General features: G+C 63.3%; 25 protein-coding genes. 6 read left to right on the plus strand and 19 right to left on the minus strand.

The window, feature by feature from the left end:
• Nucleotides 1-35: 35 nt before the first annotated feature.
• From ACWGS9_RS07155 to ACWGS9_RS07180, 6 genes are all read right to left on the minus strand, one after another.
• Complete coding sequence (locus ACWGS9_RS07155) at nucleotides 36-482, minus strand: CHRD domain-containing protein (protein WP_454504575.1); 447 nt, start codon at nucleotides 480-482, stop codon at nucleotides 36-38.
• A gap of 168 nt (nucleotides 483-650) precedes the next feature.
• Entirely contained in the window at nucleotides 651-1,622 is a 972-nt protein-coding gene (locus ACWGS9_RS07160) for an ABC transporter substrate-binding protein (protein ID WP_454504576.1), read from the minus strand.
• A gap of 39 nt (nucleotides 1,623-1,661) precedes the next feature.
• Nucleotides 1,662-2,816, minus strand: coding sequence for an ABC transporter permease (locus tag ACWGS9_RS07165; protein WP_454504577.1), 1,155 nt, complete (start codon nucleotides 2,814-2,816; stop codon nucleotides 1,662-1,664).
• Complete coding sequence (locus ACWGS9_RS07170; protein WP_454504578.1) at nucleotides 2,813-3,691, minus strand: ABC transporter permease; 879 nt, start codon at nucleotides 3,689-3,691, stop codon at nucleotides 2,813-2,815. Before ACWGS9_RS07170 ends, ACWGS9_RS07165 begins: the two co-directional genes overlap by 4 nt.
• Nucleotides 3,691-4,212, minus strand: coding sequence for an endonuclease domain-containing protein (locus ACWGS9_RS07175; RefSeq protein ID WP_454504579.1), 522 nt, complete (start codon nucleotides 4,210-4,212; stop codon nucleotides 3,691-3,693). Before ACWGS9_RS07175 ends, ACWGS9_RS07170 begins: the two co-directional genes overlap by 1 nt.
• Complete coding sequence (locus ACWGS9_RS07180) at nucleotides 4,202-4,993, minus strand: ABC transporter ATP-binding protein (protein WP_454504580.1); 792 nt, start codon at nucleotides 4,991-4,993, stop codon at nucleotides 4,202-4,204. Before ACWGS9_RS07180 ends, ACWGS9_RS07175 begins: the two co-directional genes overlap by 11 nt.
• Nucleotides 4,994-5,112: 119 nt before the next feature.
• Here ACWGS9_RS07180 and ACWGS9_RS07185 point away from each other — a divergent pair, with 119 nt between their 5' ends.
• Complete coding sequence (locus tag ACWGS9_RS07185; protein WP_454504581.1) at nucleotides 5,113-5,517, plus strand: cupin domain-containing protein; 405 nt, start codon at nucleotides 5,113-5,115, stop codon at nucleotides 5,515-5,517.
• A gap of 26 nt (nucleotides 5,518-5,543) precedes the next feature.
• Here the strand turns inward: ACWGS9_RS07185 and ACWGS9_RS07190 are convergent, their stop codons facing one another.
• The 5 genes from ACWGS9_RS07190 to aptA form a co-directional block, all read right to left on the minus strand.
• On the minus strand, nucleotides 5,544-5,885 hold the full coding sequence (locus tag ACWGS9_RS07190) for a hypothetical protein (protein ID WP_454504582.1): 342 nt from the start codon (nucleotides 5,883-5,885) through the stop codon (nucleotides 5,544-5,546).
• Between the two features lie 38 nt (nucleotides 5,886-5,923).
• Complete coding sequence (hydA, locus tag ACWGS9_RS07195; protein WP_454504583.1) at nucleotides 5,924-7,375, minus strand: dihydropyrimidinase; 1,452 nt, start codon at nucleotides 7,373-7,375, stop codon at nucleotides 5,924-5,926.
• An 80-nt stretch (nucleotides 7,376-7,455) separates the two neighbouring features.
• The gene (locus tag ACWGS9_RS07200; protein ID WP_454504584.1) at nucleotides 7,456-7,836 is read right to left on the minus strand and encodes an endonuclease domain-containing protein; all 381 of its coding nucleotides are present in this window, start codon (nucleotides 7,834-7,836) and stop codon (nucleotides 7,456-7,458) included.
• Between the two features lie 243 nt (nucleotides 7,837-8,079).
• On the minus strand, nucleotides 8,080-9,330 hold the full coding sequence (locus tag ACWGS9_RS07205) for a Zn-dependent hydrolase (RefSeq protein ID WP_454504585.1): 1,251 nt from the start codon (nucleotides 9,328-9,330) through the stop codon (nucleotides 8,080-8,082).
• Between the two features lie 70 nt (nucleotides 9,331-9,400).
• Nucleotides 9,401-10,729, minus strand: coding sequence for an omega-aminotransferase AptA (gene aptA / locus ACWGS9_RS07210; RefSeq protein ID WP_454504586.1), 1,329 nt, complete (start codon nucleotides 10,727-10,729; stop codon nucleotides 9,401-9,403).
• Between the two features lie 227 nt (nucleotides 10,730-10,956).
• On the opposite strand from aptA, the gene ACWGS9_RS07215 reads away from it, so the two are divergent.
• Nucleotides 10,957-11,592 (plus strand): TetR family transcriptional regulator C-terminal domain-containing protein, encoded by a 636-nt coding sequence (locus tag ACWGS9_RS07215; protein WP_454504587.1) that lies wholly within the window; start codon nucleotides 10,957-10,959, stop codon nucleotides 11,590-11,592.
• Between the two features lie 308 nt (nucleotides 11,593-11,900).
• Here ACWGS9_RS07215 and ACWGS9_RS07220 read toward each other — a convergent pair whose 3' ends face one another.
• On the minus strand, nucleotides 11,901-12,773 hold the full coding sequence (locus tag ACWGS9_RS07220) for a helix-turn-helix transcriptional regulator (protein ID WP_454504588.1): 873 nt from the start codon (nucleotides 12,771-12,773) through the stop codon (nucleotides 11,901-11,903).
• A gap of 103 nt (nucleotides 12,774-12,876) precedes the next feature.
• Here ACWGS9_RS07220 and ACWGS9_RS07225 point away from each other — a divergent pair, with 103 nt between their 5' ends.
• Nucleotides 12,877-13,722 (plus strand): SDR family NAD(P)-dependent oxidoreductase, encoded by an 846-nt coding sequence (locus ACWGS9_RS07225; protein ID WP_454504589.1) that lies wholly within the window; start codon nucleotides 12,877-12,879, stop codon nucleotides 13,720-13,722.
• The gene (locus tag ACWGS9_RS07230) at nucleotides 13,719-14,441 is read left to right on the plus strand and encodes an SDR family oxidoreductase (RefSeq protein WP_454504590.1); all 723 of its coding nucleotides are present in this window, start codon (nucleotides 13,719-13,721) and stop codon (nucleotides 14,439-14,441) included. The genes ACWGS9_RS07225 and ACWGS9_RS07230 overlap by 4 nt, the downstream gene beginning before the upstream one ends.
• A gap of 44 nt (nucleotides 14,442-14,485) precedes the next feature.
• On the opposite strand, the gene ACWGS9_RS07235 is transcribed toward ACWGS9_RS07230, so the two are convergent.
• From ACWGS9_RS07235 to ACWGS9_RS07255, 5 genes are all read right to left on the minus strand, one after another.
• Nucleotides 14,486-14,944 carry a carboxymuconolactone decarboxylase family protein gene (locus tag ACWGS9_RS07235; protein WP_454504591.1) on the minus strand — a complete coding sequence of 153 codons (459 nt, stop codon included), beginning with the start codon at nucleotides 14,942-14,944 and terminating at the stop codon, nucleotides 14,486-14,488.
• Nucleotides 14,945-14,972: 28 nt separating this feature from the next.
• Nucleotides 14,973-15,491 (minus strand): RrF2 family transcriptional regulator, encoded by a 519-nt coding sequence (locus tag ACWGS9_RS07240; RefSeq protein WP_454504592.1) that lies wholly within the window; start codon nucleotides 15,489-15,491, stop codon nucleotides 14,973-14,975.
• A gap of 528 nt (nucleotides 15,492-16,019) precedes the next feature.
• A complete protein-coding gene (gene preA / locus ACWGS9_RS07245; protein WP_454504593.1) occupies nucleotides 16,020-17,333 on the minus strand; it encodes an NAD-dependent dihydropyrimidine dehydrogenase subunit PreA in 1,314 nt (437 codons plus the stop codon).
• Nucleotides 17,334-17,335: 2 nt separating this feature from the next.
• Nucleotides 17,336-18,700, minus strand: coding sequence for an NAD(P)-dependent oxidoreductase (locus ACWGS9_RS07250; protein ID WP_454504594.1), 1,365 nt, complete (start codon nucleotides 18,698-18,700; stop codon nucleotides 17,336-17,338).
• Nucleotides 18,701-18,814: 114 nt separating this feature from the next.
• On the minus strand, nucleotides 18,815-19,543 hold the full coding sequence (locus tag ACWGS9_RS07255) for a gamma-glutamylcyclotransferase (protein WP_454504595.1): 729 nt from the start codon (nucleotides 19,541-19,543) through the stop codon (nucleotides 18,815-18,817).
• Between the two features lie 178 nt (nucleotides 19,544-19,721).
• Here ACWGS9_RS07255 and ACWGS9_RS07260 point away from each other — a divergent pair, with 178 nt between their 5' ends.
• Nucleotides 19,722-20,498 carry a VOC family protein gene (locus tag ACWGS9_RS07260; RefSeq protein WP_454504596.1) on the plus strand — a complete coding sequence of 259 codons (777 nt, stop codon included), beginning with the start codon at nucleotides 19,722-19,724 and terminating at the stop codon, nucleotides 20,496-20,498.
• An 84-nt stretch (nucleotides 20,499-20,582) separates the two neighbouring features.
• Here ACWGS9_RS07260 and ACWGS9_RS07265 read toward each other — a convergent pair whose 3' ends face one another.
• Nucleotides 20,583-21,071 (minus strand): hypothetical protein, encoded by a 489-nt coding sequence (locus ACWGS9_RS07265; protein ID WP_454504597.1) that lies wholly within the window; start codon nucleotides 21,069-21,071, stop codon nucleotides 20,583-20,585.
• A gap of 193 nt (nucleotides 21,072-21,264) precedes the next feature.
• Between ACWGS9_RS07265 and ACWGS9_RS07270 the strand changes: the two genes are divergently transcribed.
• Nucleotides 21,265-21,663, plus strand: a complete 399-nt coding sequence (locus ACWGS9_RS07270) for a DoxX family protein (protein WP_454504598.1) — start codon at nucleotides 21,265-21,267, stop codon at nucleotides 21,661-21,663.
• Nucleotides 21,664-21,680: 17 nt separating this feature from the next.
• On the opposite strand, the gene ACWGS9_RS07275 is transcribed toward ACWGS9_RS07270, so the two are convergent.
• Entirely contained in the window at nucleotides 21,681-24,107 is a 2,427-nt protein-coding gene (locus tag ACWGS9_RS07275; RefSeq protein WP_454504599.1) for a GcvT family protein, read from the minus strand.
• Nucleotides 24,108-24,360: the final 253 nt, after the last annotated feature.

A 24,360-nucleotide genomic window follows, 5' to 3' on the forward strand; every position in this document is an offset into this window, starting at 1 on the left:
TTCTGTGAAACGGTGAAACGCTCTAGAACCCGCCGCTACATCGCTCCGCCGGACTTCTCGATCTGCCCGCGGATCTCGCCGTCCTTGTTAGCGGCGGTGTGGACGTTGACGTAGTACTTCCCGGCTTCCAGGTCGGCCGCCTGCGCATCGGTCAGCGTCGCCGATCCCTTGATCGGGCTCTTCAGCTTCTTGAACGGGATGACCGGATCGGCATTTGCGCCCATATCCGCCGGGCCATGGATGTGGGCAGCCACGGCCGGCCCGCTGAGACCGGAATATTTCACATTCCAGCTGAGCTTCTTGCTGGTGGTGTCGAAGGTGAGCGTGGCGGTTCCCTTGCCCTTGGTGGTGACAGGCGGATTCTGCTGGCCGCCGTCGAGCGTCGCCTTGAACTTCATCGTCTCGGCCATGGCCGGTGATGCGACGAGGAAGGCGGTCGAAACGGCTAAAGCCGAGAGCATCGGCAAGGATAGGATGCGCATGAAGAACCTCCGTTGGTTGCAGCATCCCTCACGGCTCCCCGGCGCGCGGATGCGTCACCGAAACGGTTGGGCGGCGCTTTGTATCCCGGCACACGCATATTTTACTGCAGTGAAACGAAAAAGGGGCGGTCGCCCGCCCCTTTCAATATCAGCCGTCGAGGCTCGGCCTTATTTGATCGCCTTGTCGGTGATCGCGGTGGTGTAAGCACCGCTCGCCTCCTTGCTGATGATCTTCTGGTCGAGCAGAGCCTTGGCGGTGCGCTCGTACGCGGCCGGGATCAGCTTGCCGTCGGCATTGTCGACCAGCTTGGCCACTTCCTTCATCATGAACTTCTGATGGTTTTCGTCCTGGCCGCCGGCGTCCACGACGATCCCGGCCGCCTCGTCGGTGTTCTCGGTGGCGTATTTCCAGCCCTTCATCGAGGCGCGCACGAAGCGCACCATCTTGTCCTCGAAGGCCGGATCCTTGAGCTTGTCCTCAAGCGTGTAGAGCCCGTCCTCCAAAAGGTCGTTGCCCATGGCCGAGTAGTTGAACACGACAAGGTCTTCCGGCTTGTAGCCGGCATCCAGAACCTGACCGTATTCGTTGTAGGTCATGACCGAGATGCAGTCGGCCTGCTTCTGTATCAGCGGCTGCACGTCGAAGCTCTGCTTGAGCACGGTGACGCCGTCCGGGCCGCCATCGGTCTTGAGACCGATCTTGTTCATCCAGGCGTAGAACGGATATTCGTTGCCGAAGAACCAGACGCCGAGCGTATGGCCCTTGAAGTCGGCTTCCGTCTTGATCGGGCCAGCCTTGGGGCAAACCATTTCCATGCCCGCCTTCTTGAACGGCTGGGCGATGTTGACGAGCATCACGCCCTTGTCGCGGGCCGCGAGCGCCCCGCCCATCCAGTCGACGATGACGTCGGCGCCGCCGCCGGCGATCACCTGCTCGGGCGCGATGTCCGGGCCGCCCGGCTTGATGTCGACGTCGAGGCCTTCGGCATCATAGAAGCCTTTGGCCTTTGCGACATAGTAGCCGGCGAACTGGGCCTGCGTGACCCATTTCAATTGCAATGTCACCTTGTCGGCGGCCATCGCCTGGAAGGCAGCCAGCGACATGGCGCCGGCCAGAGCAGAAATCAGCAGTCTTTTCATGTTATTACCCTCTGAAGTTAACACCCAAACCCACCGCCCCTATCCACCTCGGACAGAGGGATGCCAAAACGTGACGGCTCTCTCGATAAGAGCGACCACGCCATAAAAGACCGAACCCGCCAGTGCTGCAACTGCGATTTCGGCCCACACCATGTCGATGTTCATCCGCCCGACTTCCGTGGAAATGCGGAATCCCATACCGACCACCGGCGTACCGAAGAACTCGGCGACGATGGCGCCGATCAGCGCCAGCGTCGAGTTGATCTTCAGCGCATTGAAGATGAACGGCATTGCCGCCGGCAGCCTGAGTTTCAGCAAGGTCGGCCAATAATCCGATGCATAAGTGCGCATCAGGTCGCGCTCCATATGCCCGGATGCAGCCAGACCGGCGACCGTGTTCACCAGCATCGGGAAGAAGGTCATGATGATGACGACCGCGGCCTTGGACGGCCAGTCGAAGCCGAACCACATGACCATGATGGGTGCTACGCCGATGATCGGCAGTGCCGAAACCATATTGCCGATCGGCAGCAGACCGCGCCGCAGGAACGGCACGCGGTCGGCGAGGATGGCGACGACGAAGCCGGCGAGATTGCCGACGATGTAGCCGATCAGCACCGCCTTGAAGATCGTCTGCCGCACATCCGACCCCAGGATCGGCAGCGAGTTGGCAATGCGCGCGCCGATGGCGCTGGGCGGCGGCAAAAGGATGAAGGGGATGCCCGCACCGCGCGTCACCGCTTCCCATATGATCAGGATCCAGGCGCCGAAGATTGCCGGGATGATCAGGCGCAGCGCCGCCTTCGCCCCAGCCTGCGCGGGGCGTAGCGACGAGAGCAAGGCGACGCAGCGCCAGGCAAGCAACCAGGCCGCGGCGAGCACCAGGAAATATGGCGCCAGCGCCGTGCCTTCGAAACCGGCTATGCCCTTGATCAAGAGCCAGGCTGCGGCATGGGCGCCCACGAACAGCAGGACGGCTTCAACGATCGGCGTGAGCTTCACCATCGAGATCACGGCTGCGATCAACAGCAATCCGATGATCAGGCCTTTTGCTCCCATATAGGGATAGGCAATGGTCGCAGTGGGCTCGGCCAAAGTCGCGGCTTCTGGTTTCGACATCGCACCCAGCCCGAAGGCTACCAGGCAAAGAAGGACGGCAAGAACCGCCTGCCAGGAGGGCTTTAACCAGTTCATGCCGGCCTCCCGCCCATGGCGCGATCGACAAGGCGTCCGGCAATGCCGACCACCATCACCAGCAGTGCCGCGACGATCGAGCCTGCAACCAGGGCCGACCAGATATCGATCGTCTGGCTGTAATAGGCGCCCGCGAGTAGCTTGGCGCCGATGCCGGCGACCGCGCCCGTCGGCAATTCACCCACGATGGCACCGACCAGGCTTGCCGCCACCGCCACCTTCATCGACGTGAACAGGAACGGCACCGAGGCCGGCACCCTGAGCTTCCAGAAAGTCTGCGAGGCACTGGCGTTATAGGTGTGCATCAGGTCGAGATGCATGAGTTCGGGCGACCGCAGGCCTTTCACCATGCCGACGGCGACCGGGAAGAACGACAGATAGGTCGATATCAGTGCCTTGGGGATCAGGCCGGTGATGCCGACAGCCGCCAGCACCACGATGATCATCGGCGCCACCGCCAGGATCGGAATGGTCTGCGAGGCGATGATCCACGGCATCAGGCTGCGCTCGAGCGTCGTCACATGCACGATGCCGACCGCAATGACGATGCCGAGCCCGGTGCCGAAGGCAAAGCCGAGCAGCGTCGAGGACAGCGTCACCCAGGCGTTGTAGACCAGGCTGCGGTTCGACGTGACGCCGCGCAGAAAGGTGTTTTCGAAGAAATTCAACGCCACCTGGTGCGGCGCCGGCAGCGTCGGCTTCGGCTGCGACAGCGTCTTGCCGATGAACTCGGCTGCGCCGGGGGTCTCATTGGCTCTGGCGTCGAGGTCGCGCTGGAACGGCGCGTTGAGGATAACGGCGAAGACGTACCAGAGCACGACCACGCCGGCGAGGATGCTGGTTACGGGGATGAGCTTGGAGCGGAAGGTATCCATCAGCGGCGCCCTTCTCCTCTCCCCACCGGGGAGAGGGTGGCCGGAGCGAAGCGAAGGCCGGGTGAGGGGGAGTGTATCTGCCCCTCGAGCACTGCCAGAATCGTATCCAAATCCGCCCGCCGCTCGGCCAGTACCTCTTGATTCCAGAACCGAAGAACAGAGTAGCCATGACCATTCAACCAGGCAGTTCTCGCCGCGTCAGTTGAAGAATCCGCGTGCTGGCTGCCGTCGATTTCTACGATCAACGCTTTTTCACGACAGACAAAATCTGCAAAGAAAGGCCCCAGCGGCACTTGCCTCACGAACTTATAGCCATTTAGGTGGCGCCCTCTCAATTCACCCCAAAGCCTGTATTCAGCTTCCGTCTCGCCAACCCGGAGTTCCCGGGCTCGGGCCGTTGCCCCGACCTTTCTTTTGGTCGGTTCCGTAGACGCTCCCTCACCCGACCTCCGCTTCGCTCCGGCCACCCTCTCCCCGTGGGGGAGAGGAGGAAACTCGTCCTCCCGCCCCTCAATCATCATAGCTATGCCCAGCCCTCAGCCCATCCCGCACGCGCGCTGCGATCGCCAGGAATTCCGGCGTCTCGCGGATGTCGAGCGGCCGCTCCTTGGGCAGCGTCGATTCAATGATGTCGGTGACGCGGCCGGGCCTCGGCGACATCACGATGATGCGCGTCGATAGATATACCGCCTCCGGAATGGAGTGGGTGACGAAGCAGATCGTCTTGTTGGTCCGTGCCCACAACTCCAGCAATTGTTCGTTCAAATGGTCGCGCACGATCTCGTCGAGCGCGCCGAACGGCTCGTCCATCAAAAGCAGGTCCGCATCGAAGGCGAGCGCGCGCGCGATCGATGCGCGCTGCTGCATGCCGCCGGAAAGCTGCCAGGGATATTTCTTCTCGAAGCCGGAGAGATTGACGAGTTCGAGCGTGCGCTTGATGCGCTCCGCCTGCTCCGCCGTGGACAGGCCCATGATCTCCAGCGGCAGCGCGACATTGCGCTCGATCGTTCGCCACGGGAACAAGGCCGCCGCCTGGAAGACATAGCCATAGGCGCGCTTCTCGCGCGCCTGCTCCGGTGTCATGCCGTTGACGGAGATCGCGCCCGAGGTCGGCTTTTCCAGATCGGCGATCACCCGCAGCAAAGTGGTCTTGCCGCAGCCGGACGGGCCGATGAAGGAAACGAATTCGCCCTTGCCGATGGTCAGATCGACATTGGAGAGCGCCTGCACCGGACCGTCATTGGTCTGGAAGGTGAGGCCAAGCTTGCTTGCCGAAACAACGGCTGGCGGCTGTTCGGTCATTGGCTGCAGCCTGCCCTTCGCAGCCGCTGCCGCGATGTCCGCAATCCGGTTGATTTTATGATAGCGTTGCTTTCCACTCGTCCTGTCCCACCCGATCGACGCCGCCCGGAGCCTTGCCGATGTCGCCTAAACCCACGTGTCGTCTTGTTCGCCCTGAAAGCACCTATGAAGGCAAGCAGGGGCTGAGCTATTTCGCGGGCATCGCCGCCGAAACCGTCGGCTCCTCCGGCATCTGCATGCATCTTCTCACCATGCCGCCCGGCGCCCGCGCCAAGGCGCATATGCATGAAAGCCACGAGACGGCCATCTACGTGCTCTCGGGCGAAGTCCACACCTGGTATGGCGACCGGCTCGAGCATCACATCGTCGTCAAGGCCGGCGACCTCTTCTACATTCCGGCCGGCGTGCCGCATTTGCCCGCCAACCTGAGCGGCGCGCCGTCCTCGGCGGTCATCGCCCGCACCGATCCCAACGAGCAGGAAAGCGTCGTCCTGCTGCCGGAACTGGATGGCCTCGTCGCCTGAGATCGTCGAACGAGGGTGGCTGGCCGTCATCGGCACCGGGACACTTCCCCGTAGACAGTACCGTCCTCGTCGGCAATCACCAGCTTCTTCGCGTTCTTTGCGCTGCGCTTGAGGGTGAACTTGGTCGGCGACTGCCCCTCTTCGCCTTCCGCCTCGCATTTTGCCGTCACCACGAGCGATCCGTCGGCCTGCGTTTGGCTGTCGCTGAAGGTGCAGGCGCTGGCCGCAGTGATCAATTCCTTGTCGGTCAAAAGCACCATCTTGTCGGCGGCCACCTCCTGGCCGTTCCGGTTGATGCAGCCATATTTGTCGCCGTAAGGCTTGCTGAGGTCTATGCCCGCGGCGGGGGCCTGGCCGGCGGCCAGCATTGCAGCCGCCGCGATCGCAAGATGAAGAACCCGCATGTTCAGACCCCCGTCGCCGGAATGCCTGTCCGCTCGACCTTGCGCGGGGCGGAAATCTCCTTCCAGGTCGACAGCGCCCGATTGACCGCGGCGTTCGGCTCGCGAGCGACGAACTCGCCATGACCGATCTTGGCCTTGACGTCCGCCTCCTGGATCGAAAGCTCGCCGCGCGAGAAGACGAAGCGCGGCAGGCCGGTCACCTCAACGCCTTCGAAGACGTTGTAGTCGATCACCGACTGCTGCTTCTTGGCCGAGATCGTCTTCTTGCGCTTCGGATCCCAGACCACGATGTCGGCGTCGGCGCCTTCGACGATGGCGCCCTTCTTCGGGTACATGTTGAGGATCTTGGCGATGTTGGTCGAGGTCACGGCGACAAACTCGTTCATCGTCAACCGGCCGGTGTTGACGCCTCTCGTCCACAGAACCGGCAAGCGGTCCTCGAGCCCGCCCGTGCCGTTCGGGATCTTGGTGAAGTCGCCGACACCGTTGCGCTTTTGGCTGGTGGTGAAGGAGCAGTGGTCGGTGGCCACCACCTGCAGCGAGCCGGCCTGCAGACCCGCCCACAGCGAATCCTGGTGCCACTTGCTGCGGAAGGGCGGGCTCATCACGCGGCGCGCCGCATGGTCCCAGTCTTTGTTGAAATATTCGGTCTCGTCGAGCGTCAGGTGCTGGATCAGCGGCTCGCCGAACACCCGCATGCCCTTCTGGCGGGCGCGGCGGATCGCTTCATGGCTCTGCTCGCAGGAGACATGCACGACATAGAGCGGCACGCCGGCCATGTCGGCGATCATGATGGCGCGATTTGTGGCCTCGCCTTCCACTTCCGGCGGACGCGAATAGGCGTGGCCTTCAGGGCCGTTGTTGCCGGCGGCGAGCAGCTTTTGCGAAAGTGCGGCGACCACGTCGCCATTCTCGGCATGGACCAGCGGCAGCGCGCCGAGATCGGCGCAGCGCTGGAACGACGAATACATCTCGTCGTCGTCGACCATCAGCGCGCCTTTGTAGGCCATGAAATGCTTGAACGAGGTGATGCCCCGGTCGACGACGCTTGCCATCTCGTCGAACACCTGCTTGCCCCACCAGGTGATGGCCATGTGGAAGGAATAGTCGCAGGCCGCCTTCGAGGTCTTGTTGTCCCACATTTGCAGCGCTTCGAGCAGCGACTGCTGCGGCGCCGGCAGGCAGAAATCGACCACCATCGTCGTGCCGCCGGAAAGTGCGGCGCGCGTGCCGGATTCGAAATCGTCGGCCGAATAAGTGCCCATGAACGGCATTTCGAGATGCGTGTGCGGATCGATGCCGCCCGGCATGACATAGCAGCCGGTGGCGTCGAACTCATGATCGCCATGCAGGTTCGAACCGATGGCCACGATCTTGCCGTGCTGCATCAGCACGTCGGCCTTCCACGTGCGGTCGGCGGTGACAATGGTGCCGTTTCGGATGACTTTGGTCATATCTGTTCCCTTTTTCTTGCTGCGCTTCTTAGTGAGCGTCTCGGCAGAATTTAGATCGATCGCAAGCCCGTATAGGACCCCTACATGACTCCGACTTCTCTCAATATCTCCTCGATGCAGCCATCGAAAGAATTTGCAAGGTCTCCGGTCGTCAACCGCAGCACACGATAGCCCTGTCGGCCAAGCCATGCATCGCGCTTCCGATCCTTCTCCATTTGTTCTGGCGTGAAATGATGCTCTCCGTCGACCTCGATGACGAGATTTTTCTCATGCAGAACGAAGTCCACGATGTAAGGCCCGATCGGCGCCTGCTTTCTCGCATGCAGACCATAGAGCCGACGGAATTCCTTCAACTCAGACCAGAGCTTGCGCTCGCCATCCGTCATGTTCCGCCGCAACGTCCTGGCACGTTTGATGGCGGCGGGTTCAATAGCGGTCGGCGCCAAGACGACTACCCCCACTGCTCAATCTCCCCCCGAGTGCAGAGAAATCGCATATGAATTTTTTGCGAAGAGGGACCCCCACCCTAACCCTCCCCACAAGGGGGAGGGAATGCTGCCGCGCACTCCGGCTTGCGACCTTGGCCTTCGAAACGTTGGTAATTTGCCGCAAGTTGGCGCTGACTGGAGTTCCCTCCCCCTTGTGGGGAGGGTTAGGGTGGGGGTCCCTCTTCGCAAGAATCCATCTGGCCGGACCCAAACCTCTCACTCCACAATCCCCGCCGTCTCCACCACCGCATGGAACAGCACGTCGGCGCCCGCCGCCGCCCATTCCCTGGTTATCTCTTCGGCCTCGTTGTGGCTGAGCCCGTCGACGCAGGGGCACATCACCATCGCGGTCGGCGCAACGCGGTTGATCCAGCAGGCGTCGTGGCCGGCGCCCGAGACGATGTTGCGGTGGGAATAGCCCAGTCGCTCGGCGGCGTCGCGGATCGCCTTGACGCAGTTCTTGTCGAAGGTGACCGGATCGAAATGCCCGACCTGTTCGACCTCATATTTGATGTCGAGCGCGTCGCAGATCGTGTCGATCCCTTCGCGGATGCGACCGTCCATGGCGTCGAGCACGTCCTTTTCCGGCGAGCGGATGTCGATGGTGAAGACCGTGCGCCCGGCGATGATGTTGCGCGAGTTCGGATAGGCCTGCATGTGGCCGACAGCCCCGACGGCGTCCGGCTGGTAATCCATGGCGATCTCATGCACCAACTCGATCACCCGTGCCATGCCGAGCCCGGCATTGCGGCGCTTCGGCATCGGCGTCGAGCCGGTATGCGCCTCCTTGCCGGTCAGCGTCACCTGCAGCCATTTCAGGCCCTGGCCATGGGTGACGACGCCGATGTCGATGCCTTCGTCCTCGAGGATCGGTCCCTGCTCGATATGCAACTCGAAGAAGGCGTGGATCTTGCGGTCGCCGACCTTTTCCGTGCCCTTCCAGCCGATACGCTCGAGCTCCTCGCCGAACTTTTTGCCGTCCTTGTCGACATGCTGGTAGACGTCGGACTGGTCGAGCACGCCGGCAAAGACGCCGGAGGCCATCATCGCCGGCGCGAAGCGCGCGCCTTCCTCGTTCGTCCAGTTGGTGACGACGATCGGGTGCTTGGTCTTGATGCCGAGATCGTTGAGCGAGCGCACGACTTCGAGCCCGCCCAGCACGCCGAGCACGCCGTCATACTTGCCGCCGGTCGGCTGCGTGTCGAGATGGCTGCCGACATAGACGGGCGGCAGGCTGGGATCGCTGCCTTCGCGGCGGGCAAACATCGTGCCCATCTCGTCGAGGCCCATTTCGAGCCCAGCCGCCTCGCACCAGCGCTTGAACACAAGGCGCCCTTCGCCGTCCTCGTCGGTCACGGTCTGGCGATTGTTGCCGCCGGCAATGCCCGGGCCGATCTTCGCCATCTCCATGATGGAATCCCACAAACGGTCTGAATTGATTCGCAGATTCTCGCCGGGTGCGGCCATTCAAAGTCCTTCCATTTCATGTTCTGGGCGGCTGGCGGTTCCCATCGCCACCTGCCCAGATAAAGCAAGTTTAGTCGATCGATCTCAGCACTTCACGAACATGGTCGATCAGCTCGTTGATCTGGCCCTTGGTGATGATCAGCGGCGGCGACAGCGCGATGATGTCGCCGGTGGTGCGGATCAGCGCGCCGCGCTCGAACGCTTTCACGAAAGCCGAGAAGGCCCGCTTGGTCGGACTGCCGGCGATCGGCGCCAGCTCGATCGCGCCGATCAGGCCGATGTTGCGGATGTCGATCACGTGCGGCTCGCCCTTCAGCGAGTGCAGCGCGTCTTCCCAGTAAGGCGCCAACTCCTCGCCGCGCGTCAGCAGGCCCTCTTCCTTGTAGGTGTCGAGCGTGCCCAATGCCGCGGCGCAGGCAATCGGATTGCCCGAATAGGTGTAGCCGTGGAAGAACTCGATCATGTGCTCGGGGCCCGTCATGAAGGCGTCATGGATTTCCTTCTTCACGAACACCGCGCCCATCGGGATGACGCCGTTGGAGACGCCCTTTGCAGTCGTCATGATATCCGGCGTGACGCCGAAATAGTCCGCCGCGAACGGCGCGCCGAGGCGGCCGAAACCGGTGATCACTTCATCGAAAATCAACAATATGCCGTGCTTGGTGCAGATTTCTCGAAGCTTCTGCAGATAGCCTTTCGGCGGCAGGATGACGCCGGTGGAGCCGGCAACCGGCTCGACGATGACGGCGGCGATGGTCGAGGCGTCATGCAGCGTGACAAGGCGCTCCAGCTCGTTGGCCAGTTCGGCGCCATGCTCCGGCACGCCCTTCGAGAAGGCGTTCTTCTCCGGCAAATGCGTGTGCGGCAGATGGTCGACGCCGCCCAGCAGCGTGCCGAACATCTTGCGGTTGCTGACGATGCCGCCGACCGAGATGCCGCCGAAATTGACGCCGTGATAGCCGCGCTCGCGGCCGATAAGCCGCGTGCGCGAGCCCTCGCCCTTCACGCGGTGATAGGCGATCGCCATCTTCAGCGCGGTGTCGACCGATTCCGAACCGGAATTGGTGAAGAAGACATGGTCCATGCCCCTGGGCGCGATGTCGACCAGGCGGTTCGCCAGCTCGAACACGATCGGGTGGCCCATCTGGAAGGCCGGCGCGTAGTCGAGCTCGGCGGCCTGGTTCTGGATCGCCTCGGTGATCTTCGGCCGGCAGTGGCCGGCGTTCACGCACCACAGGCCCGCAGTGCCGTCGAGCACCTTGCGACCGTCGCTGGTCGTGTAGTGCATGTCCTTGGCGGACACGAACATGCGCGGCGCCTGCTTGAACTGCCGGTTTGCCGTGAACGGCATCCAGAATGCGCTGAGATCGTTCGGCGTGACTTTCAGCCGGTTGGACATGACCAAGACTTCCCCTTGTAACCTGTTTCGGTGCGTCCAACGCTTGGTCTTTGCCGCGCTTTCATGCTACGCAAATTTTTGACCGATTGGACAAACGTTAGCACCGCCCTGTCGGCGGTCAAGGGATTACTAGCGGAAATGCGGCTCCTGAAGTGCGTTCCACAGGCTGGGGAAAAACTGGTCCAGAGAATTGGTCCAGATGACCGTCAATGCAGGGAGCCGCAACGGTGACGACGAGCACGGAAGCCCCTCGCCGGACCCGCATCCAGCAGGAAAAGCGGGAGCTCATCCTGGAGGCAGCACTCGAAGTGTTCTCCACCAATGGCTTCCGCGGGTCGACCATCGACCAGATCGCCGAAGCCGCCGGCATGTCGAAGCCGAACCTTCTCTATTACTTCCGCCGCAAGGAGGACATTCACGAGACGTTGATGCAGCGCCTTCTCGACACATGGCTGGCGCCGCTGCGCGAACTCGACGATATCGGTGATCCCCTGACCGAACTCAGGAGCTACATCAGGCGCAAGCTGGAAATGGCCCGCGATTTTCCGCGCGAGAGCCGGCTGTTCGCCAATGAGATCCTGCAGGGCGCGCCGCGCATCAAGCCGATGCTGGAGGGAGAACTGAAGACCCTGGTCGACGAGAAGGCCGCTGTCATCAAGGCCTGGATGCGTACCGGGAAGATCGCTCGCACCGATCCCTGGCACCTGATCTTCTCGATCTGGGCGACGACGCAGCACTATGCCGATTTCGACGTTCAGGTGCGCGCCGTGCTCGGCACCGACCGCGGCGGCGACGGCCGCTTCGAGGACGCGGCCCGGTTTCTCGAGCAACTGTTCCTCGATGGACTGAAGCCGAAGGGTTAGCGTCGACAAGATGGCTTAGCAGGTGGACCGTATGTGGGGCCAACTTGTCCGCCGTCTGGTTGTTGCCGACCTTGGAGACTGGCCGAGGCGCCCATTCCATCGTCATCCACGGGCGGAGCAAGGAGCGTAGCGACGCAGCGCAGACCCGAGGATCCATTCCGTGCCTTCGAAACGCCGCTACCGTCCAGAATTCTGCACCGCTGCACCCCACGGCAAAGGTAACGGAATGGATCCTCGGGTCTCCGCGTCCGCTTCGCTCCCGCTCCGCCCGTGGATGACGAAGTTGAGGGGCACGCTACCAACTAACCCTACGCGCTACGCTTCTGAACGGGCTGGCTATCCAGCAGTTTCCGCAGCTTCACAATCGAGTTCTGCTCGGCAAGCGGTGTGTAGACGATCAGCCTCATATCCGAGCCGTCATCGATCGACAGGCTCATATGCTCGAACGTCATCGCGCCGGCGATCGGATGCCGCAGATGCTTCAACCCGGAAAGCCGGTGCACCACATCCCGCTGCGGCCACCACTCGCGAAACTCGGGACTTGAGCGCATCATGAGGTCGATCAGCCGTTCGAAATCCGGATCGCCGGTATATTTCGCGCTCTCGGCGCGGAACGCGGCAAGGGTTGCGCGTGCCAGTTGCTCCCAATCCACCAAAAGGTGCCGCCGGTGCGGATCGGTGAACACGCCGTGGATGATGTTGCGGGCGTCGCCCTCCAACTGGCCGTAATCGCCGAAAATGGCGACGGCCGCCTCGTTCCATGCCAGCACGTCCCAGCGCGGGCCAACGACATAAGCGGGCTGCAGGACCAGGCTCTGCAACATGTGCAGCAAGGGTCCCTCGACCTTTCCCGCAACGATGCGCCGCCGCTCCGGCTGCTGGCGGCCGGCGAGCGTGAACAGGTGCCGCTGCTCGGCGCCGTCGAGCCGCAGCGCCTGGCAGAGCGCCGACAGCACCTCGACCGAAGGCCGCACGTCCCTGCCCTGCTCCAGCCACGTGTACCAGGTCGTGCCGACGCCGGCGATCATCGCCACTTCCTCGCGCCTCAGCCCGGGCGTGCGCCGCCGCTGCCCGGCCGCGATGCCGGTATCGGAAGGTGAAAGCCGCTCGCGGCGGGAACGCAGGAAGGCGCCGAGCTCGCGCCGGCGGTGATCTTCGGGGGAATGGGTGTTTGCATCCATCCGGGTATTATAGCAGTACCGATACCAGGATAAAGTTTGAACTGTTTGGGGCGCGCGCCGTGTCCCATCTTTCCGTCCAGAGCAGCGCAAGGAGGCTCTGGACATGGAACTCAAGGACAAAACAATTCTCATCACCGGTTCGACCGACGGCGTCGGCCGCGTGGTCGCCGAAAGGCTCGGCACCGGCGGAGCGCGCGTGCTGGTGCATGGCCGCGACGAAGGCCGCGGCAAGGCGACAGTTACCGCCATAGAGGCCAAGGGCGGCAAGGCGGAATTTCTCCTCGCCGACCTCGCTTCGCTTGCCGAGGTGCGCCGCCTCGCCGAAGCCGTGCGCGCAAGGACCGACCGGCTCGACATCTTGATCAACAATGCCGGCGTCGGCACCGGCGGCCAGGGCGCGAAGCGGCAGGCCAGCGCCGACGGCTATGAGCTGCGCTTTGCCGTCAACTATCTCGCAGGCTTCCTGCTGACCTCGGAACTCTTGCCGCTGCTCAAGGCAAGCGCACCGGCGCGCATCGTCAACGTCGCTTCGGCCGGCCAGCAGGCCATCGATTTCGACGATGTCATGCTGACCCGAGGCTATAGCGGCGTGCGCGCCTACTGCCAGAGCAAGCTGGCGCAGATCCTGTTCACCATCGATCTGGCGGAGCAGCTCGACGGCACCGGCATCACCGTCAATGCCCTGCACCCGGCAAGCTACATGGACACGACCATGGTCCGGCAGGCGGGCGTCACCCCGTGGAACTCGGTCGAGACCGGCGCCGACGCCATCCTCAACCTGGCAACGTCGCCGGCGCTCGAACGGCGCAGCGGCCTCTATTTCGACGGCCAGGGGGGATCGCGCGCCGACGCCCAGGCCTATGACGAGAAAGCCCGCCGCCAGTTGCGCGCGCTCAGCCTCCAATTGACCGGACAATCTTCTGCGACATCCAGGGAAAAGAGCTCATGAGCGAGAACATCGAACACTGCGTCATCATCGGCGGCTCATCCGGCATCGGCCTTGCCACGGCCAAACGGCTGGTCGGTCCCACAATGAAAGTCACGATCACCGGCCGCAATGAGGAGAAGCTGAAGAGCGCCTGGGCGAGCCTTGGCGGCACCGCTGACAAGGCCGCCTTCGACGCCACCAAGCCGGACGAGGTCCGCCGGTTCTTCGAGCGCCTCGGACCGTTCGATCACCTGGTTCTTGCCGCCAGCGGCGGCAAGGGGCTGGGGCCGTTCGCGACGCTCGACCTCGCCGACATCGGCAGCGGCGTCGACGAAAAGATCCGGCCGCAATTGTCCTGTCTGCAGGCGGCCCTGCCGACCTTGAACAGAGCCGGATCGGTGACTTTCATCTCGGCCGTGTCGGCGCAGATTGCAGCGCCCGGCATCGCCGGCATCGGCGCCATCAACGGCATGCTTTTGACCGTCGCGCCGATCCTGGCAGTCGAGCTGAAGCCGCTGCGGGTCAACGTCGTGGCGCCGGGCGTCATCGACACCCCCTGGTGGGATTTCTTGCCGCACGATCAGCGGCAAGCGGTGTTCGCCGAATATGCCGGCAAGACGCCGGTCGGCCGCATCGGCCGCGCCGAGGACGTCGCCGACGCAATCGCCTTCCTGGTCTCCAACGGCTTCATGACCGGCCAGGTGCTCACTTGCGACGGCGGCCTGCGCTACGCCGCGTGAACAATTAGGCGCGCGGTTCTTTCATCCGCGCGCAGCTCGTCCGATCACGCAGCCTTGGCGGCCGGCACCGGATGAATGGCCTGGAACGGAACGCACAGCCGGTTCCAGGTGTTGATCATGCCGAGCGCGACCGAGAGCTTGACCAGCTCGTCTTCCGAGAAGTGTTCGAGCGTGCGGGCGTAGAGTTCGTCCGACACGCCATTGTCGGCGATCAGCGTCACGGCCTCCGTCCAGGCGAAGGCGGCCCGTTCGCGCTCGGAAAACAGCGGCGATTCCTTCCAGGCGGCGACGAGGTAGAGCCGGGTTTCGGTCTCGCCGTCGCGCCTCGCCTCGCGGCTGTGCATCTCGACACAGAACGAGCAGCCATTGATCTGCGACGCCCTGAGCTTGATAAGGTGCAGCAGGCTCACTTCCAGTCCGCATTCGTCGACGGCCTTGTTGAGCGCCGACACCGCCTTCATGATCGCGGGCGCCTTGGCGAAAAATTGCAATCTCGGTTTCATCGTCTTTCCTTCAGGGTTTTGAGTGAGTCTAGATCTGCTTGGTTGAAGCGAATTTCTGCGGCCGCTGGTGGCGCTCGACGAAGGCGCAGCTTGCCGCAATCGAGCGGGGATCGCCCTCCGCGGCGTAGTCCGCCACGATGTCGGACACCTTCACTTCGGCAAGTGCGGCCCGGTAGGCACGCTCGGCCTTCAGCATCGCGGCGTTGATGCCGCAGGGTTTGACATAGGCCGAAGCATCGATCTTGACCGGACCGTTGCGGCGGATTTCGCCGCAGCGGAACGCCGGTTCGCGCCCCTCGACGGCCAGCACGATATCGAGCAGCGTGATACGCTCGGCCGGTCGCGCCAACCGATAGCCGCCCGCCGGCCCCGGCACCGATTCCAGGATGCGCGCCGCCGTCAGCTGGTTGAGATGTTTCAGCAGATAGCTTGGCGACAGCCCGAAGCACTCCGCGAGCGCAGCACCTGGCATGGTGCTGTTGCCGTCGACGCTGGCCAGCGTCGCCGCGCAGTGGATGGCCGCCTCAACGCCCTCGCCCAGCTTCATCGTGCCGATCTCCAATTCATGGATATCTCTTATCGTGGATATTTTTTATCTGCAATAGGGGAATCTGGATTTCGTGCAATCGCAGTCGTGATATCGGTTGTGCCAAAGGCCGTGCGGAAAGCTAAAGCTAATGCATGTCGCCCAGAAGTGTGCAGCGGTTCTGGACAACGACATGCATCAAAACAAAGGCTTAAAGCGCGTCGCCTGAATCCGGTTCAGCGCGACGCGCTTTAAGGACTTCGCTGCGCATTCCCTCGAAGGTTGGCGCTGCCCCTCATTGCCCTGCCGGGCATTTCTCCCCGTATAGTGACGGGGAGAAATGAGCCTTCATCGACGATTTCGCCAATTGTCAGCGTTGCAAAAAGGGCGCCAACGGCGCCTCACCTAGCCTTCTCCCCGTTCACGAGGAGAAGGTGCCCGAAGGGCGGATGAGGGGCGGCGCGGATCTCTGAAATCCAGGCGCCGCGCGTCACACAAAATCGCCCCATGCGAAGGCGCGGAGCGATTAGGCTAACCTTGGACGAACCCCTATTCCGCCGCCACCTTGGCCATCGGATTGTTCGGGTGCGTCGTCCAGTTGGCGTAGATCGGCGACACCGGCTTGCCGGTGCGCTGGTCCATCGCTCCGGCCGCCAGCGGCTCCATGGTGATGCAGCCCTCGACCGGGCAGACATTGACGCAGAGATTGCAGCCGACGCATTCGGCCTCTATCACCTCGAAATGCCTGGCACCGTCGACCATGTTGGTGATCGCCTGGTGCGAGGTGTCCTCGCAGGCGATGTGGCAGCGGCCGCATTTGATGCAGGCATCCTGGTCGATATGCGCCTTGGCGACATAGTTGAGGTTGAGATACTGCCAGTCGGTGACGTTGGGCGTGGCGCGGCCGATGACGTCGGAGAGCGAGGCGTGCCCCTTCTCGTCCATCCAGTTCTCCAGACCGGCGATCATCTCCTGCACGATCTTGAAGCCGTAGGTCATCGCCGCCGTGCAGACCTGCACATTGCCGGCGCCGAGCGCCATGAATTCGGCCGCATCCCGCCAGGTGGTGATGCCGCCGATGCCCGAGATCGGCAATTCATGCGTTTCCGGATCGCGCGCGATCTCGGCCACCATGTTCATGGCGATCGGCTTCACCGCCGGGCCGCAATAGCCGCCATGCGAACCCTTGCCGTCGATGGTCGGCTGTGGCGCGAAACTGTCGAGGTCGACGCCGGTGATCGAGTTGATCGTGTTGATCAGCGACACCGCGTCCGTACCGCCGGCCAGTGCCGCGCGCGCGGGCTTGCGCACATCGGTGATGTTGGGTGTCAGCTTGGTGATGACCGGCATGCGGGTATTCTGCTTGCACCAGCGCACCACCATTTCGATGTATTCGGGCACCTGACCGACGGCCGCGCCCATGCCGCGTTCCGACATGCCATGCGGGCAGCCGAAATTGAGCTCTATGCCGTCGGCTTCCGTGTCCTCGACCACCGGCAGGATCGCCTTCCAGGCATCCTCGACGCAAGGAACCATCAGCGAGACGACGATGGCGCGGTCCGGCCAGTCCTTCTTGACCTGCTTGATCTCGCGCAAATTGACCTGCAGGTCGCGGTCGGTGATGAGCTCGATGTTGTTCAAGCCGAGCAGCCGGCGATCGGCGCCCCAGATCGCGCCATAGCGCGGCCCATTGACGTTGACGACCGGTGGGCCCTCTTCGCCCAGCGTCTTCCACACCACGCCGCCCCAGCCGGCCTTGAAGGCGCGCTCCACATTGTAGGCCTTGTCGGTCGGCGGCGCCGAGGCCAGCCAGAATGGATTGGGCGACTTGATGCCGACGAAAGTGTTGCGGATGTCTGCCATGCTCATGCCCTCCCGTTAGAGGTCAGCGCCCGATGGATGCTCTCGGCGGCGTCACGCCCTTGCGCCACCGCCGAGACCGTCAAATCGTCACCGCCGAAGATGCAGTCGCCGCCGGCCCAGACCTTGGCCAGTGAAGTGCGGCCTTCTGCATCGACCTTGATGCGGCCGCCTTCGAGCTCGATCTGTTCGCCGCTGCCGTTGAGATGAGCCGGCACGAAGCTCTGGCCGATCGCCTTGAACACCTGATCGGCATTGAGCCGCAGCGTTTCGCCGGTGCCGGCGAGCTTGTCGCCGGTGATCGCGGTGTATTCGAGCTCGATCGCCGAGACCTTGCCGTTCTCGGTTATCACGCGCTTCGGCTGCAGCCAGTGGCGGATGGTGACGCCGTTGGCGGCGGCCAGATCCTGCTCGAAGCCGGAGGCGTTCATATGTTCCTGGCCGCGGCGGTAGCAGATCGTCACTTCCTCCGCGCCGAGCAGCTTCGACTGCACCGCGGCGTCGACCGCCGTCATGCCGCCGCCGATCACGACGACGCGCCGGCCGACCGGCAGGCTGGAAAGGTCGCTCGCCTGGCGCAGGTCGGCGATGAATTCGACTGCATTGGCGACACCGTCCGCGTCCTCGCCGTCGGCGCGCAGCGCGTTGATGCCGCCGAGGCCAAGGCCAAGGAACACCGCGTCGTAGTTGCGCATCAAATCGGAGAGCTGGAAGTCGCGGCCGAGCGCCTTGCCGTTCTGGATGTCGATGCCGCCGATCGCGGTGACATAGTCGACTTCGGCCTGGGCGAAGTCGTCGACGCTCTTATAGGCGGCGATGCCATATTCGTTGAGGCCGCCGGCCTTCGGCCGCGCCTCCAGGATCGTCACGTCATGGCCATGGCGGGCAAGGCGATGCGCCGCCGCCAGCCCCGAAGGCCCGGCGCCGACCACCGCGACCGTCTTTCCGGTCGGCTCGGAGCGCTTGTAGAACTGCTTGTCCTCGCGCATCGCGACATCGGTGGCGTAGCGCTGCAGCCGGCCGATCTGCACCGGCTTGCCTTCTGCCACCTCGCGCACGCAGACTTCTTCGCACAGCGTCTCGGTCGGGCAGACGCGGGCGCACATGCCGCCGAGGATGTTCTGGTCGAAGATCGTCTTGGCCGAGCCCAGCGGATTGCCGGTCGCGATCTGCCGGATGAACAGCGGGATGTCGATCGACGTCGGGCATGCGTTCATGCACGGCGCGTCGTAGCAGAAATAGCAGCGGTCGGCCTCGACCAGCGCCTCATGATGATCGAGCGGCGGGTGCAGGTCGGAAAAATTGTCGGCATATTGCTCGGAAGACAGCCGGCCGCCGGCAATGCCTTCGATGAAATGACCAGTCGCCATTCCAGTTCCCCTTGTTGTCGTTTTGGGGAAGGCTAGCACGTTTTATTTTTTTATCAATTGGTCAATTTTCGGCCAAGCCACTGTATTGCCTGCATAAAAACATGATAACCATACTCATGTTATAGAAACTTCCATCACCGACGGCTCGCCGTTGATCCTGTTGCGATGGATCAACCCGATCTCGCCCGCGACCAGTTCCTGCAGGCGCCACAGATTGCGGTCATGGATGCCGAATGTCTCGAGGTGGCTGACGGTGTTGTAGAGGTATTCGGCGCCGGAGCCGACATGGCCGCAGGCGCGCGCCAGCACCCATGCCACCTGCTCCAGCGGCTGCCTGAGCGACGTGCCCTTGCCGGTCACGCCCACCCAGAAGCCCAGCGCCCGCAACCGGCCTTGTCTCGTGCGCACCGGAACCCATCGCACCGAACTGACGCTTTCATGGTCATCTATCTCGCGTCGCAACAGTCGTTCGATCTGTGCGGGCTTTTCGCCATCCGGCAGGCGGTAGATGACGCCGTCGCAGCGCCCGCCGCGTTCCAGCGCCATCATCAGCCCCGGCTGCGCGGCGCTGCCTCTCCAGCGGACCATGTCGAGACAGAAGGAGCGATGCCAGCCATAGGCCGAAGCACGCTGCTGTTCGACCGATTCGAAGGCCGGCTTCCATATCAGCGAGCCATAGGCGAATACCCAGAGCGGACCCTCGTCGGCTTCATCGGCGAGACGCGAGGCGAGCGTGCTGAAATCGTCGTCGCTCAGCTGCGTCCACTCCCCGCTCGGACCGGGATCGATTTCCTCGCGATGGCAGAGCGCGACAAGCTCTGGCGTGAGCGACATTCGACGCATGGAAACGCAAGCCCCTCTTTGAGGGCAGCAAAGTCGAAAATCTCGGGACACGCAAGATCGTAGGACAGAGTGCCTTGCCATCCTCGAATTCTGGCCCAGATGTCGGATTTCTGTCGCCAGGATCGTCCTAGGATGGATCGAACCACGATCGCTGCCTGAACCGGTGAGGAGACCGACCATGCCGAATGCCCCAAAACCCTTCTTCTGGTACGAACTGATGACCACCGACCTCGACGCCGCCGAGGCCTTTTATACCGCCGTTGTCGGCTGGAGGGCCGAGCCCTTCGACAAGGCGCCCGGCATGCCCCGCTACATCGTGATGAATTCCAGCGTGCGTGGTGTCGGCGGACTGATGACGATGCCGGAAGAACCCGCCAAGATGGGCATGCCGCCCGCCTGGGTGGGCTACATCTACACCAAGGATGTCGATGCCTCGACGAAGGCGTTGCAGGAGGCAGGCGGCGCCGTCCACCGCGCACCGGACGACATCCCGGGAGTCGGCCGCTTCGCCGTCGTCGCCGATCCGCAGGGCGCAACCTTCATGTTCCTGCAACCCAACCAGCCCGATCAGCCGCCGGTGCCGGCGACCGCGCTAGGCCATGTCGGCTGGCATGAGCTCTACACGTCGGACTGGAAAGCCGCCTTCGATTTCTATTCCAGCCAGTTCGGCTGGGAGAGCGCCGGCGAGTTCGATATGGGCGAGATGGGGACTTACAAGACCTTCGGCGCCGGCCCCGAATCCGGCGGCGGCATCATGAACAAGCCGCCGCAGATCCCGGTTCCCGTATGGCAGTTCTATTTCAACGTCGACGCCATCGACGCCGCCGCCAAGCGCGTCACCGACACGGGCGGCAAGGTTCTGATGGGACCGATGGAGGTGCCGAGCGCCCAGTGGATTATCCAGTGTCAGGATCCGCAAGGCGCGCATTTCGCTTTGCTCGCGCCGGTGCGGTAGCAACTGCCGATCTCCCCCTTGTTGGGGAGATGTCCGGCAGGACTGAGGGGGGCGCTGTCCCGCCCGACCTCGCCCGCTTGTGCGTCACTCCGGCGCCAGCACCGCCAGTTTCAGATCGGCCTTCTTCGCGCCGCTGAGCTGCACGGTGGCGGGACCGGCGGTCAGCTTGAAGCGCACGCTCTTGCGGATACCGGGGCAGGTCCTCACGCCGCTGAAAGCCGCTGATTTTACGGCCTGCCCGTCCTGCACCACATCGATCCAGGCCTCGTCGGACAGGCTGAACTGGAGCTCGCCTTCAGGCGGCACGGTCACGCTCGCCGTTGCGCCGAACGTGCCGGCTGCCGGTGCATGTTCCGGCGGCACTTCAAAGCTGATCGTGTCGACCGCCGCGAGCGAGAAATCCACCGCTTGCCCGACTGTCAGGGCGGCCCCGGACTGCGCGGCGGGCGCCGCCGGAAACAGGGCCTGCTCGCGTGCAACCGGCCATTTGAAGGCATCGCAGCCGGCGTCGCCGGCCATGGCGAAGCTCGTGCCTGCGAGGATTGCGAAGAGGCTGATGGCGACTTTTTTCATAGAAACGGAACTCGCATGGTTTGGTGTACCCACATCAATACAACCATGAGGATACAAATGCAACCATTGCGAGAAAAATATGAGAGTTGAAACCATTTCCACACACCGATTGTTGATGGCAAGCCATGGCAAGCGAGTGGTCGATTGCCGGGCGATATTTGTGGCCGGTCCTGGGGTTGAATTGGAGTTTTGGATGAAGCTATTCGAAAGCCTTGCCCAGTACGGACCGCAAGCACTGGGTGTGCTGCGCATCATGACCGCGTTGCAGTTCATCGAGCACGGCACCCAAAAGCTGTTCAATTTTCCTCCCGGCACCCATGTCGAGGCCATGACCGGACTCGCGCTGTCGTCCGGCATTCTCGAGTTCGCCGGCGGCGTCCTGCTGGCAGTGGGGCTCTTCACGCGCCCGGTGGCGTTCCTGCTCTGCGGCGAGATGGCGATCGCGTACTTCATGGCGCATGCGCCGCGCGACTTCTTCCCCGTCAACAATGGCGGCGACTCGGCGATCTCGTTCTGCTTCATCTTCCTCTATCTGATCTTCGCCGGACCCGGCGCCTTTGCGCTGGACAATCGCAACAACGCCAAGGCCTGATCAGGGCGAGCCCGGTTTCAGGCGCGCATCCGTTCGAAATTGGCGTCGAACAGCGGCACCGCCTGGACGCGCGCCGCATGGCGCTTGCCGAGGATCTCGATCTCGAAACCGTCCGGCTTGTCGGCGATTTCCTTCGGCACATAGCCCATGGCGACCGACTTCTTCGAATTATGCGCATAGCCGCCGGACGTGACCCAGCCACGCACGACGCCGTCATGCCAGATCGCCTCGTCGCCGATCACATCGGCATCGGTGGCGTCGACGATGAAGCTGCGCAGCCGAAGCTTGCCGCCCTGCTTGCGCTCGGCAAGTGCTGCTTCCTTGCCGATGAAATCGGCGTCCTTGCCATAGGCGACGAAACGGTCGAGCCCGGCCTCGACCGGCCCGTAGATCGGCCGGTATTCGCGCGCCCACGAACCGTAGTTCTTTTCCAGCCTCAGCGCGTTGAGCGCGCGCGAGCCGAACAGGCCGATGCCGAATTCCTCGCCCGCTGTGACCAGCGCCTGGTAAGCGGCGCGCTGATATTCCGGCGCCACCCAGATCTCGTAGCCGAGATCGCCGGTATAGCTGACGCGGCCGACGAGGCACGGCGCCATGCCGATATCCATTCGCGCAACCGCCATGAAGGGGAATGCCGCGTTGGAAACGTCAGCGCGGGTGACCTTGGCCAGAACCTCCCTCGCCTTCGGCCCGGCAATCGCAAGGCCGGTGAGCTTCTGTCCCAGCGCTTCCACGCGCACCGAACCGTCCTTCGGCAGATGCGCCTCGAACCAGCGCATATGATACTGCTCGGCGATGCCGGAGCCGGCGATGAACCACTCTTTGTCGTCGATATTGGCGAGCGTGAAATCGCCGATCAGTCTGCCGTCGTCCTTCAGCATCGGCGTCAGCGTCATGCGGCCACGTCTGGGCAGCTTGCAGGCAAGCATGCGGTCGAGCCAGGCAGCCGCACCCTCGCCCGTCACCCTGTACTTGGCGAAGTTCGAAATCTCCGACAGGCCGACGCCGTTGCGCACCGCCGCGACTTCCTTGCCGACATGGTCGAAATCGCTCGAACGCCGCCACGAGAACTCGTCCTTGACGTCATCCGGCGCGTACCAGAGCGGCACCTCGAGCCCATAAGAGACACCCCATTGCGCACCTTTGGCGGCAAGCGTGTCATAGACCGGCGTCGTCTTGAGCTGACGCCCTGCCGGCAGTTCCTCATTCGGGAAGCGGATCGAGAAACGTCGTGAATAATTCTCGCGCACCTTGGCGTTGGTGTAGGCCATCGTCGCCCAGTCGCCGTAGCGCGCCACATCCATCGCCCAGATGTCGGCGCCCGGGTCGCCCTCGATCATCCAGTTGGAGAGCGCCAGCCCGACGCCGCCGCCTTGGCTGAACCCCGCCATGACGCCGCAGGCGACCCAAAAGCCGGGCAGGCCGCGCACGGGACCGACCAGCGGATTGCCGTCCGGCGCGAAGGTGAAGGGGCCGTTGATGATCTGCTTGATGCCGGTCTTCTGGAAAGCCGGGAAATGGCGGAAGCCGACCTCAAGCGACGGCGCGATGCGGTCGATATCCGGCTCCAGCAGCTCGTGGCCGAAATTCCACGGTGTCTGGAACTCGGACCAGACTTTGTTCGCCTTCTCGTAAGTGCCCATCAGCATGCCGCCGCGCTCCTGGCGCAGATAGAGCTCGCCGTCGAAGTCGACCGCATGGATGATCTCGGTGCCGGTCTTGGCGTTCCAGTCGGCGACCTCCGGCATGTCCTCGGTAATCAAGTACATGTGCTCCATGGCGAGCACCGGCAGTTCCAGCCCGACCATGCGGCCGACCTCGCGTGCCCACAGGCCGCCGGCATTCACGACATGCTCCGTCACCACCTCGCCCTTGTTGGTGATCACACGCCACAACCCGTCGGGCCGGCGCACGATGTCCTCGACCTTGGTGAAGCGCTCGACTTCCGCACCCAGCTTGCGTGCGGCCTTGGCATAGGCGTGCGTCACGCCCGACGGATCGAGATGGCCGTCCTCCTTGTTGCGCACCGCGCCGACGAACTGGCTGGGATCGATGAGCGGCATCAATTCCGCCGCTTCCTTCGCCGAGATCACTTCGAGGTCGATGCCGAGATAGCGGCCCTTCGACACCACGCCGCGCAGCCAGTCGAGCCGCGCCTCGGTCGCCGCCAGAAGCACGCCGCCCGTGAGGTGCACGCCGGTCGCCTGTCCCGACAACTCCTCGATCTCCTTGTAGAGCGAGATGGTGTATTTCTGCAGCTTGGCGACGTTGGGGTCGCCATTGATGGTGTGCATGCCGCCCGCCGCATGCCAGGTCGAGCCCGACGTCAGCTCGTCGCGCTCCAGAAGCACGACATCGGTCCAGCCATGGCGCGCAAGATGGAACAGCACCGAGCATCCGACGACACCGCCGCCGATAACCACGACCTTTGCATGTGACTTCATGGGCTTTTTCTCGTTGGTTCAGTGAGTTGGATCGGTGAGATGAATCGGGACGGGAAGCGCCAGGCCACCCCCCTCCGGCCTGCCGGCCATCTCCCCCTCGAGGGTCCCTCAAGGGGGGAGATCAGCAGCATCGCTGCCGCAGCATACTTTTCAACCTCGGCGATTGGCGAAGCAAGATGTGACAGCCGATCTCCCCCCTTGAGGGGGAGATGTCCGGCAGGACAGAGGGGGGTGCCTCGCGCCGACGCTAAAG

The organism is Mesorhizobium sp. Arg314 (assembly GCF_053714275.1).